Origin of the sequence: Paenibacillus harenae, from assembly GCF_030812415.1 — a bacterium.
Classification (GTDB): Bacteria; Bacillota; Bacilli; order Paenibacillales; family Paenibacillaceae; genus Pristimantibacillus; species Pristimantibacillus harenae_A.
The window spans coordinates 1,010,988-1,026,269 of sequence record NZ_JAUSST010000002.1 but is presented as its reverse complement, the minus strand read 5'-3'; the positions used below and the strand labels follow the sequence as shown (position 1 = coordinate 1,026,269).

The window sequence follows — 15,282 nt, the reverse complement described above, 5'->3', positions numbered from 1 at the left end:
ATTGCAAATGACTAATAGAGCGGCTCTTGATAGCGGAAGAGCGGGCTGCGCTCCGTATCGTCGTAGCTTCGATGCCATATGGCTGTCGTTGCGGGAGACATCGGCGGTGTTAACCAAGACCATCTGCCCGTTACCGTTCTGCCGTTCTCCTGCTCCTGCTTCTCGAATCTGGCGAACTGCTCGGCGGCCGTATGATGGTCCACGATGCTGACGCCGTATTTCTTGAATGAATGCAGCACCGCAATATTTAACTCTATTAATGAACGATCCTTCCATAAAGAGAGGTTCGTTGATGTATCCAGTCCGAATAAGCGGGCGACTTGCGGCAGCCGATTGTACCGACTCGTGTCCGCCAGATTACGCGCCCCGATCTCCGTCCCCATATACCAGCCGTTGAAAGGCGCAGCCGTATAGCGGATGCCGCCAATCTCAAGCTCCATATCCGATACGAATGGAACGGCATACCATCGCAGCCCTAACCGCTCGAAGCCTTCATGCTCCGGATGCGTAAGCGGTACTTCAAGCGCCGTTTCCCGAGGCAGCGCGAACCATCTCGGCTTAAGACTATCGATTTGAATGACGAGCGGCAGCAGATCGAATGCCGTCCCTTCTCCGCGCCACCCAAGCGCTTCGCATGCTTGCGTCAATGCGATGGAAGCCGGGTCGCCGACAATGCTATTTTCCTTTCGGTAACCCGCGTAACGGACCAACTGGTGATTCCATATCCGAATGCTTCTATTCGCCCCGCTTGGAGCAAATACGGTAATAGCCGGTCTAATCCGTCCGCCGTTCGTGGCATATTTCATGTGATTAAATAGGTGCGAAGCGATGGTGTCTTCATCCTGCGCCTCTCTGGCGTCGAATACTTCAAGCGACTGCCAGAAGAGCCTGCCTATGCAGCGATTGCTGTTGCGCCAAGCCATCTTCGCCCCGTATCTAAGCTCTTCGGCCGTATGGGTATACGTCCCAAGCGCTTCGATATGTTGATCAATCTGCCGCAGCCTGCCCTCGGTTTCCTCGGCTGTCTTGCCGAGCTCCGAATAGCAGATGCGGATGAAAGCCGAAGCTTCCTCCATTAGCGTTTTCACGGCTGTAGTCATGTTGCGGTTCCTCCGCCTTCCTTCAGCTTTGCCAGTACTCTTCGTTTTCTGTATAGCATCGTCGCCGCCTCGGCGACGTCATTCAGCGTGCTGCGATTAATGAAAGCTCCGAACAGCATGCCCGCAATCGGGATTAGCTGGAACAGCTTCTTCCAGCCGAAGTTGTCGCGATATACCGCGACGACCTCCCGCCAACCTTGCAGCTGCGACAGCATATGATTGCCGCTTCTCTCGTTCCCGTATTCGGTTAACTCCTCCAAGATCGCCCGCTTGCCGACAATGTCGGACGAAGCGAATTGCATGACTTTTACGGCGAAGATCCGCTCTTCCTTCAGCTTCGGATCATAGCCGTAGCAGATCGCGATTTCTTGAATGATCTTAAGCGACAAGCCTAGTATGGCTGGAATGTCGATAGCGAGCGTGAATATGCCGCCGAACCCGGTCGTCGCCCCTTGTACGGTCGCCATTGCCGTGCGGCTGCTCTTCAGCTCTGCCGCGGTCCGGTCCATAATCGCCAGCGGCAACGAAGCGCAGTCATCAACCGTCAAGGCTGAATCGTCTTTCGAAGCGAATACGCCTAGACCATCCAGACCGTCCGCCTCTGCGTTCCGCGCAAGCTTGTTTGTGATCGTTTTCTCCGAAACGAGATATTTACCCCCGTGCTGGATATAACCGCCGACTTCATCGACGGCTTGACCAAGCTTCGCTTGAATGAACTTTGGCGTTACTTTATCAAGCAGCAGGAATGGCAGCCGCCCAAGCTTTTCCCAGAACCATAGGTCCTTCTGTTCGTTCTCCCAAGTCTCGATCTCTTTCAAAGCTTCCGATAACCGCTCATTCGAATCCGATAAGGATGGCATTCGCTTTCCACTCTCCTTCTCTGCCTGTATTACGGTGCAAATCGGAAAGCGGATGCGCCGTTCACATTATTGTTCCATTTTGCGCCCGGTAAATAAGAGGAGCAGGAACGAAAATAAAACAATGCAGATCGTCCACGTCCATGCCATTGCCGTATTCCCGGAATCGACCGCAACATAGATGGCCGTCGGCACGGTCTGCGTCTTGCCTGGAATGTTGCCGGCGAGCATGAGCGTTGCTCCGAACTCTCCGAGACTTCGTGCAAATCCGAGTACGAACGCCGTTAGCAGCGAATGCTTGGCCAGCGGCAGCGTAATGTAGCGCATGACCTGCCTCTCGTCAGCCCCTGCCGAACGGGCCGCTTCCACCAGGCTCTTGTCTATCGATAGAAATCCGACCTTCATTGTCTGGTAGACAAGCGGAAATGCAACAATGACCGCAGCGATTACCGCTGCGGTCCATGAGAATACGATTGGTTGATTGAAAAGCCATTCGTAGCTTCTCCCGATCCAGCTTCTGCGACCGAGCGCCACGAGCAATATAAATCCGACGACGGTCGGAGGCAGCACTAGAGGAAGCATAAAGACCGTCTCGACGGCGCTCTTGCCTCTGAACGCGCGCCTCGTCATGAAGTGCGCGGCAATAATGCCTATGATCGCTACCAGTATACTAGCCGTCACCGATACTTTCAGCGATAACCAAAGCGGTGGCAGCAGCTCGTTCCCATTCATTGCGAAGGCCTCCCGTGCGTATGTGAGATACCTTCCCATTATAAACGAATTAAGCGTCCTCGCCCAGCAAAGAAGTGCGCTCTCCTCGATAGTAGAGCTTTAGCATATGAAGCGCACGCGTACAACCGACATAGAGAAGCTTCGCATCGAGCGGTCCGTAAGCGGACTCTCCCGCATCGGCAATGAGTACCGCGTCGAACTCAAGCCCCTTCGATAAGTAGACGGGAACGACAGTCAAGCCGCCGCCGTAAGACGGCTGCTTGCTCTGCACGAGCGAAGCCTCGAACCCTCTGCCGACTAGGTAGCCATGGATTTGCTCGCATTCCAGCGCAGTCCGACCGATAACCGAAATCGTCTCGTAAGCGCCCTTCGTCTTCCATTCCCGCACCGTCCGGTCGATAGAAGCGAGCCAATCGCTCTCTTCCGTTCGAACCGTCTCTACCGGATCGCCGCTCCGGAACACAGGCACGGCGGGCTTAACACCGCCCGACATTTCGCCTAAGATCAGGTTCGCGAATTCGATGATTTCCATCGTCGAGCGATAGCTTCGGTTCAGCTCATAGAACCCTGCCTGTTCCTCGGTGAACAGGTCCATCAGCTCGGACCAGCGCTGAATGCCGGTATAGGCATGGATGCCTTGCTGCAAGTCGCCGAGTACCGTCATCGACGGCGTACGTTGGCATAGCCCCAGCGCTTCCAGCTGAAACGGCGAGTAATCCTGCGCTTCGTCAATCACAATATGGTCGAATGCCGGTTTATCTAAACCATACAACTGCAAATGGATGTATACAAGCGGGGCGAGGTCTTCGGCCGCCGCAATGCCTTGTTTAAGACGAGCCGACGTCTCCGCGGCAATCGCCTTCGGTACGGCTGCCGCGGCTTGCTTGCCTTGGAACAACGAGGCATAAAGCTGAACCGCCGTAAACGACGGTATTTTTTTGACGAAGGCATTGAATTTTGTTAACGCCTTTGCCCTTATCTTCTTATCTGCGACGCCGCGCATCTTCAGCTCGGATTCGAACCAGCGGCGAATGCGGTTTGCTAGCCGGTCGCGCTTCTTCATGACCGTCTCTTCGCCATAATCGGTATCGTACCATTCGCGCATTTGCTCAGGCGACAGCTCAAGGCGGTCGAGCGGGCTGAACGGAACGGTTGGCACGATGCTTTGCTCGAAGGCAACTATTCTCTCGTCTACCATCGCTTTAAACGCCATGCTGCCTTTCCATCTCCCCGAAGCAGCCTCGATTTCTTCAGCCGTGCGACGCTCTTCAAACCAATAAGCCATCGTCTCGGAAGGATCGCTAAGCCTAACGGAGTGCTCCAGCAGCTCGACAGCCCAGTCCGAGAATGTCGTCTGCTGAATGTCGCCAACGCCTAGCTCCGGCAGCACGCCGGAAATATAATCGAGGAACATCCGGTTCGGCGCGAAAATAATCATTCTCTCGGCACGCATCCGATCCGCGTATTGATAGAGAAGGAAAGCGAGGCGGTGAAGTGCGACGGTCGTTTTGCCGCTGCCCGCTACTCCTTGAATAAATAACGCCTTCGCTCGATCGGCGCGGATAATACGGTCCTGCTCGCCTTGAATGGTAGATACGATATCGCGAAGCTTGTTATCCTTGTTCTCTCCCAGGCGATATAATAGAAATTCGTCAGTGACCGCTTCCTCTTCCTGGCCGCGCACATAGCTGTCGACCAACCGTACAAGCTCGCCCTGACGAATCATGAAGTTCCGCTTTAGATGAATATAACCCGATACTTCGCCATCGGGCGAATCGAACGTCCCGGGGGCTTCACCGCCCGTGAATGAATAGAATAAGCTGGCTGCCGGCGCTCTCCAGTCGATGACGAGCAGCTCGTTGCTGCCTTGCTTGGCGACGCCTGCCTTGCCTATGTAGAGCGGCATCTGATTGCCGTTCGGAAGCTCCTCGAAGTCGATGCGGCCAAAATACGGCTCGCGGTGCGCGATCTCCAACCGCTGCCTTCTTTCCTCGCGCTGCAAATCGAGCATTTGCTCGGTAAAATCGTCACCCGTATAACGCGGACCGATTGCTCTAAGCTGTGATTCAATATCCTGAATCGAAGCAGCCAATCGATCCTTTTCCTCTTGATAGGCACTTTGAACGGTCATTAGTCAGTTACCTCCTAAAAGCGGTTGCTCAAGCAAAAACGAGTACCAAATATACCATAGGACACTTTCTCTATGCAATGCCATTATTGCCAGGGCCTAACCGATAAGGCGATAGAGAACGACGACAATGGCTACTTGCAGGACGAATATAGCCGGGATTCCGAACACGAAGCTGTTATGCTTCGTCTTGTGCCGCCAGGTCCGCATGCCAAACCAGGTTCCGATGCTGCCCCCGATCGCGCTTAGCGTAAACAGCCGTTTCTCTGGAACTCGCCTACGCTGCTTAACGGCCAGCTTCTTGTCTCTGCCCATTAACGCGAAGGTATACATATTAATCAGCAGCAAATACAATACGATGATATATATGAAATCCATAATCAATCTCCACTCTCCCTCACTTCTCAATTCGCGACGACAGCCTAAGTACCGCGCGGCTTGACGCGGTTCGTCGGCATTGCGCTGTACGGATCGTCCGGCCAGTAATGCTTCGGATAACGGCCCTTCAAATCCTTCTTCACCTCAAAATAAGCCGATTCCCAGAAACTCCGCAAATCCTGCGTCACTTGAACGGGGCGCTGCGAGGGCGACAATAGATGCAGCGTTAGCGGCAGCTTCCCTCGCGCTAACCTGGGCGTATCTTGAAGTCCGAACATTTCCTGCAATCTGACGGCTAGCACAGGCGCGGCAGGATCACTATAATCGATAGGAATGCGAGAGCCGCTCGGCACAGTAAAGTGGGTCGGCACCTGCTCGTCCAGCTCCTGCTGCTGCGCCCAGGACAACATGCTCCCAAGCAGCTGAACCATGTTCAGCCGCTGCAGATCCGAACGGTTCTTCATGCCGTACAGATGAGGTTTCAGCCATTCCTCCAGCGTGCCCAGCAACGCCTCATCCGCTGCTTCGGGCCAATCCTTGCCACCTAGCGCCATCAGCTTCATTCTTGCTTGGAGCGCCAGCGCCGGCTTGGTCATCGGAAGAAGACCCATCCCCTCCGATCGGATTCCCGCGATCAGCGCATCGGCAACCTTCTCTTCGTCCGGTCCGGAGATCGGCACTTCCCCCAGCACGATTGCGCCAAGCTTCGTCCTTCGGCGCGATCGGACCGCGAGCGCGGCGCGATCCCATTCAATCGCTTCTTCAACTGTAATGTACGGAGACATGAATTGTTCAATATCGGTCAATGTCAGCTCGGCTGCAAGTCGGATCCGGCTTTCCGTTCCGGCGTCGTCGAGCTCGCAAGCGGCTAAGTAGTCGCATCGCGACAACGGCTGAACGTCGGGAAGCACAGCCCCTCTGCCGTTGGCGAGCAAATAGCGGCCATCGCTCCTGCGCTGCGCGATCCGGTCGGGATATGCCGCGGCTAGAAGCGTGCCAATACTAGGCTTTTCTATTGGAGAAGGTGAGGCGTTGTTCGCAACATAATGAGCAGCAACCCGCTTCCACTGCTCGGCTTGAGCGGCAATGCGCCTTATGGCGGCGGGGTCTGCAGACGCCATCTTTCCGTTCAGCGCATCGAGGCGAAGCTTAATGTCCACGCTACGCTCCTGCGGCAGCAAGTCTCTCTCGCTAAGTATTGCAGCGAGCTCGCATCCTTCGTTCGCGCAGCCCCGCTCCTCCGCCCGCAAGACCATTGCGCCAAGGCGGGGATGCATGCCGAAGCGCGCAAGCTTAAGCCCTTCCGGCGTCGGCTTGCCGCTTGGATCGAGCGCTCGCAGCTTCTTCAGCAGCTCGGTCGCCTGTTCGTATGCCGCCTGCGGAGGCGGAGTAAGCCAATCCAGCTCGGCAGGGTCTTGAATGCCCCATACCGCAAGTTCAAGCGCTAACGGCGCAAGATCGGCATCCGCGATCTCCGGCGCGCTCTGTGCAGGCAAGTACGGATGCTCCTGCTCCGTCCACAACCTGTAGCAGACGCCGGGCGCAAGCCGTCCCGCCCGGCCACGGCGCTGGTCGGCGGAAGCTTGCGATACCGCCACCGTCTCCAGCCTCGTCATGCCCGTACGCGGCGAGAAGCGCGGAACGCGCATAAGACCGCTGTCGACAACGATCGTCACCCCTTGGACGGTCAAGCTCGACTCTGCGATCGATGTCGCGAGCACGATCTTGCGTTCCCCGGGCAGACAAGGCGCAACAGCCGCATCCTGCATGGACAACGGCATCGTCCCGTACAGCTCCGCAATACGAACGCCGGTCGGCATCCCTGACGCCGCAAGCCAGCTTGCAGTGCGGCGAATCTCGAGCGCGCCCGGCAGGAAAGCAAGTACATCGCCCTCATGCGAGCGCAGCGCGCTAACGATCGTGCTGCCGACCTGCTGTTCGATCCGCTCCGTACGCGAAGGACGTGCGGCCGCATAATGAGTGATGACGGGGAATACGCGTCCCTCCGAACGAATGATCGGGGCATCGCTTAGCAGCGCGGCGATGGGTTCCGCATCAAGCGTCGCGGACATAACAATAAGCCGCAGCTCCTCGCGGAGCAGCGACTGTGATTGCAAGCTCAGCGCCAAACCTAGATCGCCATGCAGGTGGCGTTCATGAAATTCATCGAACAGGATCGCGCCTACATGCTCAAGCGCGGCATCTTCCTGCAGCATGCGTGTCAGCACGCCCTCGGTTACAACCTCAATACGCGTCTTGGCGCTAACTTTCGTCTCCAGCCGTACGCGATAGCCGACCGTCTCCCCCGCTTGCTCCCCAAGCGTGCGAGCCATGTATTGCGCAGCGGATCGTGCCGCCAGCCTCCTCGGCTCAAGCATGACGATCCGTTTGCCGTGCAGCCATGGCTCATCAAGCAAGGCGAGAGGCACTCTAGTCGTCTTGCCTGCTCCCGGCTCGGCGATCAGCACCGCGTTAACGCCTTTTCGCAGCGATTCCAGCAGCTCAGGCAATACAGCATCGATAGGCAGTTGCTGTTGATTCATGCTGATTCTCCTTAAGTGTTTGCGTAGCAAACACACTTCGTAAGATTAGGCTCTTCATATACTCATCCTTATTTCAACACGCGCAGCATCTGTACGACAGGGCGGTTGTCGCCCGCCAGCTTAGCTTCGCTGCTGCGAAGCTGGGAAGAGCCGTCTCCATCGAGGAAGATGCCGCCGGCAAGCTTGCCGCCTCCCACCTTCTCGATGATGGCCTCGCGGAATGCCGCAAGCGTCCCTTTCGTTTCGCTGACGATTAAGTACAGCATGCCTTGCGCATCGTAGACGACCGCCGACCGTAGCCGGTCTTCATCCGGGAACGGCACGTTCTCGGCGATTGCCCGCTGCTCCCATCCAGCATCGTCGCCGATGCTCATGCTTATGCCACCCTGCGCCCAGAAGCGCGTATTATCCTTCACTTTAAGCTCGGTCGCCTTGCTTACGATCTGAACGTTCAGCTTGTCGAGCGCCCCGTCCCAGACAAGCGTACCTCGCGCATACCTGACATTTTCCGAGCCATCACCATATTTCCCTTGCGATCTGCCTACGGGCAAAGAGTCGACGACTGCGATGTTAAGCATCTGCTCGCCATAGAAAAAACCGCCGTTAATACCCGTATATTCGGTAAGCGTCACATTGTTATGTATCATTTCGGGTCGAACGTTCGACGGCTTCGTCGCCAAATAATGAAGCTTCATCCCATTCGCCGCATCCGCAACTGCATAAGCATATTGCGATGCCTCTTGTGTCCCGCCTCCGGCAGACGGCTTGTCCGCCCGAAGCGCGTAGACCATCAATGTAAATAAAACGCCCAACGTGATTATAATCGCCAGCATTATGCCAACTACGGCAAGTGTCCGTTTTCTCCCCCCTACTTCGGAGGGCTCATTCGTTACCATGTCTTATTCTCCTTGCTTGCGATTATTTGAACCAGCCTTTCTTGTTGAACCATGCGAACATCGATAGAGCAACCAGCAGCATGAAGCCTAACACGACAAAATATCCCCAGCGCCATTCCAGCTCCGGCATGACATGAAAGTTCATTCCATAAATGCCGGCAAGAAAAGTTAACGGCATAAAAATCGTCGTAATAACCGTTAACGTCTTCATAATCGTATTCATCCGATTGGAATTGTACGAAATATAACTATCGCGCAGATCGGCCGTCATTTCCCTGCAATTATCCAGCATTTCCGACAGCTTCAGCAGATGGTCGTGTATGTCGCGGTAAAAAGCAAGGTAATGCCCCAACCCCTCGATTCGATCGCTGTTTACCAACCGGTAGAGCAAATCCCTCATCGGAATAATCGTTTTGCGCAGCCGCAGCAAGCGCGAGCGAATGCTGAATATATCCGTAATTGCGCCATCGCCTGTAATCGTGCCGTTGCTGAGATCCATATCGATAAGCATTTCTTCCAGCTCCTGGACGACAGGAAAGTATTCATCGACGAGCTTGTCCATCACAAGATACGCCGCGCATAAGTGGCCGTGAAGGCCCGGCTTCGTATTTTGGAGCAGCTTCGTTCTTGCCGATTCGATTCCTTGCGATTGCCCATGGTGGAACGTAACTAGAAAACGGGGTCCAATAAACATATTGACTTCGTCCGCCGCCGTTTTCGATCCATTGAAGGCGTGCAGGATGAGGAAATTCGTGTCGTCATAATGATCCATTTTCGGACGTTGCAATAAGTGGTAGCAATCCTCAATCGCGAGCGGGTGAAATTTGAAATGCGTGCCGAGCAGTTTGCTCTCCTCTACGCTAGGCTGATCGAAATCAACCCAGTACCAGGCTAACTCCGTGGACGAGCTTACCTGTTCCAGCGTTAAATCCGTACGCCATTTTTTATCTTTGGAGTAACCGACAATGCGAATCAATGCGTGACCTCCTGCAAATCAATTTAAATCGAGTGCGACGAATGCGCTCGTTTTATTTTACATGAAAAAGTGCGGATTGTAATGTTTGGGTTTCAACTTCGTCCGGCAAGCGCCTCATGCTTGTCGGACAGCATCCGCTCGAACCGTCTTCTCTCCTCCAACGTGCGCTCGATAGCGCGAAAGGTCGAACGTTTCCTGAGCAGGCGGTCAAGCTCGTAGTCGTCTTCGATCACATGCGTATATTCCGGATTGCGATAGAGCCCTTCGAACCATTCGGACTCTCTTGCGTATCGCTTAAGCTTCGATCGATAACGCCTCTTCCGGAAGCTGCCGCTATTCTCCAATCGGTTCGTAACGAATAGCTCGATAATGAACTCGAGGATTCCTTCAATAATGAAGCCCAACGGTAGCTCCCCCTCCTCTCGGCTGCGATTATAACAACATACACTATCTATAGACATCCCAAAAAAGAATATTTATTCCATGAATGAAAATAGTTATAAAGCTTTTAAGTTCACTTTAGTAAAAAGACCGTTTCTCCTCGTTTAAAACGGCTATATTGGATTTTTGCAGCAACTTTCCGCATGCTATCCCTTTCATTCAAGCTACATTGGATATTCGCATTAACTTTTGCCCCAGCGCCACAAAAATACTATTCTCGATCAAAGATAGTGCAGAAATCCAACATAGCCTTCCATCCTTACTCCTTTCGAACGAAGTTGTTGCGAAACTCCAACATAGCTTATCGTCCTGACTAATTTTTCACCAATGGCGGTTGAATCCGTTGAAACTAATGGCCTACCGGTTCATATTTCTCCACATAATTAACGTAGTTTAATACCTCGATTACACTCGACCAACCGAGCACTTTGCTTACAAAATCGTTAATGCGCAAGCCTTGCATACCGTACGTCTCTTCGCTGTTAGTTGTTCCGGTTGCATCCTTAATGAGCGTTACTTCATAACCTCTATCAAAGGCGGCTATAGCCGTGAACATACAACAAAACTCGGTTTCGAAACCGATGATAAACAGATGTTTCACATCTAATCTTTCTAACGCTTGGGACAGCTCCGTTTGGAAAAACGAACTCGGCGTTCGTTTCTCGATAACGTAGTCAGCATAGTCTCTTAACGAAGAATAGAGCTCAGATCCGGCAGAGCCCTTACACAGCGGACTTTCCTCCGATTCATCAACATGCCGGATGAAGATCACGGGGCTGCTGCTTGCTTTGAAATCTGTAATGACTTGTTCCATCATTGATAACTCTTTTTTGAAATCACCCAAATCTACTATCCCGTTTTGCACGTCAATGACTAAAAGAGCATTCATTTATATCACCGGCCCTCTGCTTTAATAAGAAATTCATTCTATATCGCAGTTCGCAGTTCCTGCCAGCTCTGCAAATACGTCATTCAAAATAGGCTGCGGAAAAATGAAAAAAATCCGCTGCAGTCGCGGATTTCCGTTCGTCCATGTCGCTGTTACTCTTCATGCTGCGTACGAGTTGCCTCGAGAACGGTCTCGTAGACCGCCTCGCCGATCGCGCAGCCGATCGTCGTCGCGACGCCTGCGTACGCATGAATCGCTTGCCAGCTCTCTCGTTGGCTGACGCCAACGACAATGGCATCGGTCGTCGTTCCGGTCGCAAGCCGTCCGTTCGCCGACTCTACGATGCCGAGCTCATGCAATGCTGCTGCCTTGGCTTCTGTCGCCGTAATGACCGCATTGACCATCGCCGACTCGGTCATTTGCCCGTCAATGAGCAGCACGGTATTAATCGTTCCCGGCTCGTAAGCCGAGAACGTTAGGCGGGGCAATCCTGCCCGCGCCGCGTTTCGCGTGCCTGATGTCGTACAGCATAGCAGCTTGAACCGGTCGCCCTCCATCTCCATCACGGACGCATGGGTCAGCTTCGCTGCGGTCAGCATGCCGATCGTAAGCTCCGGCTTGCTTCCCCAGCCGTCGCATCGCCTCACAAAGTCCATCACGGGATCGTCGCAGCGATAATCGAGCGGCACCTTCCAATTCACGATATGATCGACGAGGGAGAAGCCTCCCGGATGAATCGCGCTGCTTAGCGCATGGACGGGCTCTTGAAGACTGGCAACGATTCGATCGCCCAGCATTTGGAGACGAAGTCCGCTCCATATCGTCGATTCGTAGCGAGTGGAGCTGCGAAAGGGCTGGCTCATTCGGTTACCTCAAACAAGCAGCGTTTGAATGTTTCCACGAGTGCTTCATTCTGGGTTCTCCGCTTTACGGCAACTCGAATGTACGTATGATCGAGACCGGGGAATCGCGACGCATCTCTAATGAGCACTCCTTCCTTGCCCATGGCAAGCTGCAGCATGCTGGCGCTTGTGCGAAGCTCCCGCGGTATGCGGAGCAGCAAATAATTCGTCACGCCGTCATTCACTTCGAAGCCGAGGCGGTTCAATTGCCTAACGAGCCAAGGACGCTCCTCCGCAAGCCAGCTATGCGTAAGACGAGCGAACTCCCTCTCCTCCAGAACCGCTTCTCCGATCATTTGCGCAAGCGAATTGACGCTCCAAGCCACTTGAAGCCGCCTTAGTCCGCTTAGCGATTTTGGAACGCCGATGATATAACCGAGCCGAATGCCCGGAATCGAATAAAACTTCGTCATCGAGCGGATGACGAACAGCCGGTCGTTCATCGCCGCTTCCCGTACGAGACTATACCGCTCCTCATCGGGGACAAAATCCATGAACGCCTCGTCGACCACGACATAAGCGCCGCTATCCAGCAGAGCCATAATAAGCTTCGGATCGACCAACTGTCCCGTCGGATTGTTGGGCGAGCCTAACATATATAGCGATGCGGCACTCGCTTCAATCGCACTCCCGACAGCTTCCGGATCAAGCATAAATCGATTGTCAGCGGACAGCGCGATTTCGTAAATCGAACCGCCGATTTTGCGAACCGCATCTCCATATTCGTCAAAGCACGGAATAGCAAGCGCGGTTACTCGCGGATTAAGCGAGCGAACGACTAGATCGATCAGCTCCGCCGCGCCGTTGCCGATCATAATGCTCTGCTCGTCGATTCCGTGGTGATGCGCCAGCTTCTTACGCAGACCGCGAACTGCCGGATCGGGATAACGATCGATTAACTCCGCGTAATCGGCTAACTTCTTCTTAACCGAAGGCGGCGGTCCAAGCGGATTCATATTGGAGCTGAAGTCGAGGAACGAATCCGCAGCTCTCCCGAACGCTTCCTCCGCCGTATGCATGTCTCCGCCGTGGCCGTATCTCTCCAGCATCGTAGTTGATCTCCTTCACTATAAAAATAAATAGGTTGTTCCTAACGTGATGACTGCCGTTAACAAAATAACAGCTTCCACCGCTTCATTCATTGCACCGTATGTATCGCCCGTTAATCCTCCGAGCTTTTTGGTCAGCCAGATGGCAAGAGCGCCCCCGACGACCAACGTCGATAATAAGCATGCCAGCATCATAAGAATAGACGTTTCAAACGATTGACGGCAAGCAAGTACGCAAAGACAAGTAATCAGTCCGCCTATGACCAAGGATAGGACTGCCGACGACTTCCTCACGCCGACGAACAGCGCCCCGATCCCTTCGCCTTGCCTTGCGTTCGGCCAGCCTGCTATCGCAATAGCCATCCAAGCGCGTCCCCAAATGGGAGCGGCTGCAATCAGCGGAAGCACAAGCCCCGGCCGTTCGTCTGCCAATAGTTCCGCCAGCAATGATGCCTTGAACAATAGCAGCAATACCGCAGCGAGAACCCCCATCGCGCCTACGCGGCTGTCCTTCATGATTTCCAGCATTCGCTCGCGGGAGCGATGGCTGAGCACGCCGTCGGCCGTATCCATCCATCCGTCCAAATGGAGGCCGCCGCTAAGCGCTGTCCATAACGCCAACAGCAAGACGGCTGCCGGCCACGGCGGCAGAAGGAGCTGCAACAGCCACCCTGCGGCGGCAACAACAGCCCCGATGAACGCACCTGCGATGGGAAAGTATAGAACGCTCCTTGTCAGCACCGGACTCTCGAAAGGCACCGTTATGGGAATAGGAAGACGAGTCAGAAATTGAAAAGCCGCCACGAGCGCCTGCCCGTGCAGCTTCACCTGATGAGCAGCCATGCCGCGATCACTCCCGCCAATATAATTACGCTTACGCCATATAACAGTCGTACGGTCAGCACAATATCGCCCGGCTGCAGCGGGCGCAGCGGCCACCCCATTCGGGCGCGTTCGCTTGCAACGCCGAAGTAGACATTCGTTCCGCCCAGCTCGATGCCTAGTGCGCCGGCTGCGGCCGACTCCGGGATGCCGCTGTTCGGACTCGGGTGACGGCGCGCGAATACGAACATCGCCTTCGCCGCCCTTGCCGCATTCAGCTTAGGCAGCAGGAGCGCCGACAATGCCATCAGCGCTCCCGTAAGCCTTGCCGGTATGTAATTTAGCACATCGTCGGTGCGCGCCGAGCACCAGCCGAAATGAATATAGGTTTCGTTGCGGTAGCCGACCATGGAATCGAGCGTATTGGCGGCGCGATAGAGCATTGCGAGCGGTGCGCCTCCCAATAAGGCGAAGACGAGCGGCGATACGAGAGCATCGACCGTATTTTCGGCTACCGTCTCGACGGCAGCCCGCGACGCTTCTCCCACATTTAGCTGTGACGTATCGCGTCCGACGATATAGCCGACAAACTTGCGCGCTTCATCCAATCTGCCGGCGATTAACGGTTTGTAGACGAGCATGGCCGCCTCCTTAAGCCCTTTCACCGCGATCGTGGTCGAGATGAACCAAGCGCTCACGGCATAACCGAGCCAGGGGTGAATAGCATCGGATGCCCATACCAACAGCATCATAGCCAGCCAACATACGGCAAGGACGGCAACCGTTAATGCAATGCCAAGCAGCTTAACCTTCCGCGGCCGATTGCGGTAACGCTCAGGCTCAAGCAGCCTCTCAACCTGTCGGATCAAGCGGCCGATCCATATAACCGGGTGCGTAGGCCATTTCGGATCTCCGACGATCCAATCGATAACGATCGCCGCGGCCGCTAAAAGGAGCATTTCAGGCAATGAATAAAAGATCATAGTTGCTCCCATCGGAATGCTAACGCTTTTAACTCCACCGGGATACCGGCCGTTACAAGAAAGACGCGGTCGCATACCGCTGCAACACGTTGATTAAGCCGCCCGGCCTCGTCGCGGAACGCTCTTCCAAGCGAATATTCAGGCACAATGCCATCGCCGACCTCATTCGTAACGATGATGAGCTTATGCGGATAACGCTCGATTGCGGCAACGAGCTTTGTCATTTCCTGCTCCAAACGATCTTCGCCAAGCCTTTCGCATTCGATTCGAAGCATCCAATTCGTGAGCCATAACGTCAAGCAATCCAGCAGCAGCGCAGGCGGCTCATCCCTTTTGTCATCGGTTTCAGACGCAACCTTATCCAGCATTTCCGCCGCCTCATACGGTTCCTCGCATGTTTTCCAGACGAAGCCCGTAACTTTACGGTCCTTCTGATGCTTCATGATTCGATCTGCCATCTCCTCATCGTACGATTGGCAGGTTGCGATGTACACACCGTGATTGCTGGAACGAATTGCGTACTGCTCCGCGAAGCTGCTCTTGCCGCTGCGAGCTCCGCCAGTTACGAGTATTGCCACTTCATTCA

Annotated in this window: 15 protein-coding genes; all 15 read right to left on the bottom strand. The window is 54.5% G+C overall.

Annotated elements, in window-relative coordinates; genetic code table 11:
• Positions 1-11: 11 nt before the first annotated feature.
• Positions 12-1,100 carry a nitric oxide synthase oxygenase gene (locus J2T14_RS09590; RefSeq protein ID WP_307470203.1) on the bottom strand — a complete coding sequence of 363 codons (1,089 nt, stop codon included), beginning with the start codon at positions 1,098-1,100 and terminating at the stop codon, positions 12-14.
• Positions 1,097-1,960: an EcsC family protein gene (locus J2T14_RS09585; RefSeq protein WP_307470201.1), complete on the bottom strand. Its 864-nt coding sequence runs from the start codon at positions 1,958-1,960 to the stop codon at positions 1,097-1,099. The genes J2T14_RS09590 and J2T14_RS09585 overlap by 4 nt, the downstream gene beginning before the upstream one ends.
• Before the next feature lie 66 nt (positions 1,961-2,026).
• Positions 2,027-2,689: a molybdate ABC transporter permease subunit gene (modB, locus tag J2T14_RS09580; RefSeq protein WP_307470200.1), complete on the bottom strand. Its 663-nt coding sequence runs from the start codon at positions 2,687-2,689 to the stop codon at positions 2,027-2,029.
• A 49-nt stretch (positions 2,690-2,738) separates the two neighbouring features.
• Positions 2,739-4,820 carry a HelD family protein gene (locus J2T14_RS09575; protein ID WP_307470198.1) on the bottom strand — a complete coding sequence of 694 codons (2,082 nt, stop codon included), beginning with the start codon at positions 4,818-4,820 and terminating at the stop codon, positions 2,739-2,741.
• Between the two features lie 96 nt (positions 4,821-4,916).
• Complete coding sequence (locus J2T14_RS09570; RefSeq protein WP_307470197.1) at positions 4,917-5,195, bottom strand: DUF1294 domain-containing protein; 279 nt, start codon at positions 5,193-5,195, stop codon at positions 4,917-4,919.
• Between the two features lie 44 nt (positions 5,196-5,239).
• A complete protein-coding gene (gene hrpB / locus J2T14_RS09565) occupies positions 5,240-7,738 on the bottom strand; it encodes an ATP-dependent helicase HrpB (RefSeq protein ID WP_307470195.1) in 2,499 nt (832 codons plus the stop codon).
• 68 nt (positions 7,739-7,806) lie between these two features.
• Positions 7,807-8,634 carry a hypothetical protein gene (locus J2T14_RS09560; RefSeq protein ID WP_307470194.1) on the bottom strand — a complete coding sequence of 276 codons (828 nt, stop codon included), beginning with the start codon at positions 8,632-8,634 and terminating at the stop codon, positions 7,807-7,809.
• Positions 8,635-8,656: 22 nt separating this feature from the next.
• Positions 8,657-9,610, bottom strand: a complete 954-nt coding sequence (gene corA / locus J2T14_RS09555; protein WP_307470192.1) for a magnesium/cobalt transporter CorA — start codon at positions 9,608-9,610, stop codon at positions 8,657-8,659.
• Positions 9,611-9,702: 92 nt separating this feature from the next.
• A complete protein-coding gene (locus J2T14_RS09550) occupies positions 9,703-10,014 on the bottom strand; it encodes a hypothetical protein (protein WP_307470190.1) in 312 nt (103 codons plus the stop codon).
• 386 nt (positions 10,015-10,400) lie between these two features.
• Entirely contained in the window at positions 10,401-10,940 is a 540-nt protein-coding gene (locus J2T14_RS09545) for an isochorismatase family protein (RefSeq protein WP_307470188.1), read from the bottom strand.
• Positions 10,941-11,092: 152 nt separating this feature from the next.
• On the bottom strand, positions 11,093-11,803 hold the full coding sequence (locus tag J2T14_RS09540; protein ID WP_307470187.1) for an adenosylcobinamide amidohydrolase: 711 nt from the start codon (positions 11,801-11,803) through the stop codon (positions 11,093-11,095).
• Complete coding sequence (gene cobD / locus J2T14_RS09535) at positions 11,800-12,891, bottom strand: threonine-phosphate decarboxylase CobD (protein WP_307470184.1); 1,092 nt, start codon at positions 12,889-12,891, stop codon at positions 11,800-11,802. The genes J2T14_RS09540 and cobD overlap by 4 nt, the downstream gene beginning before the upstream one ends.
• Before the next feature lie 18 nt (positions 12,892-12,909).
• A complete protein-coding gene (gene cobS, locus J2T14_RS09530; RefSeq protein ID WP_307470181.1) occupies positions 12,910-13,734 on the bottom strand; it encodes an adenosylcobinamide-GDP ribazoletransferase in 825 nt (274 codons plus the stop codon).
• The gene (gene cbiB / locus J2T14_RS09525) at positions 13,716-14,696 is read right to left on the bottom strand and encodes an adenosylcobinamide-phosphate synthase CbiB (protein ID WP_307470179.1); all 981 of its coding nucleotides are present in this window, start codon (positions 14,694-14,696) and stop codon (positions 13,716-13,718) included. Before cbiB ends, cobS begins: the two co-directional genes overlap by 19 nt.
• Positions 14,693-15,274, bottom strand: coding sequence for a bifunctional adenosylcobinamide kinase/adenosylcobinamide-phosphate guanylyltransferase (gene cobU / locus J2T14_RS09520; RefSeq protein ID WP_307470175.1), 582 nt, complete (start codon positions 15,272-15,274; stop codon positions 14,693-14,695). Before cobU ends, cbiB begins: the two co-directional genes overlap by 4 nt.
• Between the last annotated feature and the right edge of the window lie 8 nt (positions 15,275-15,282).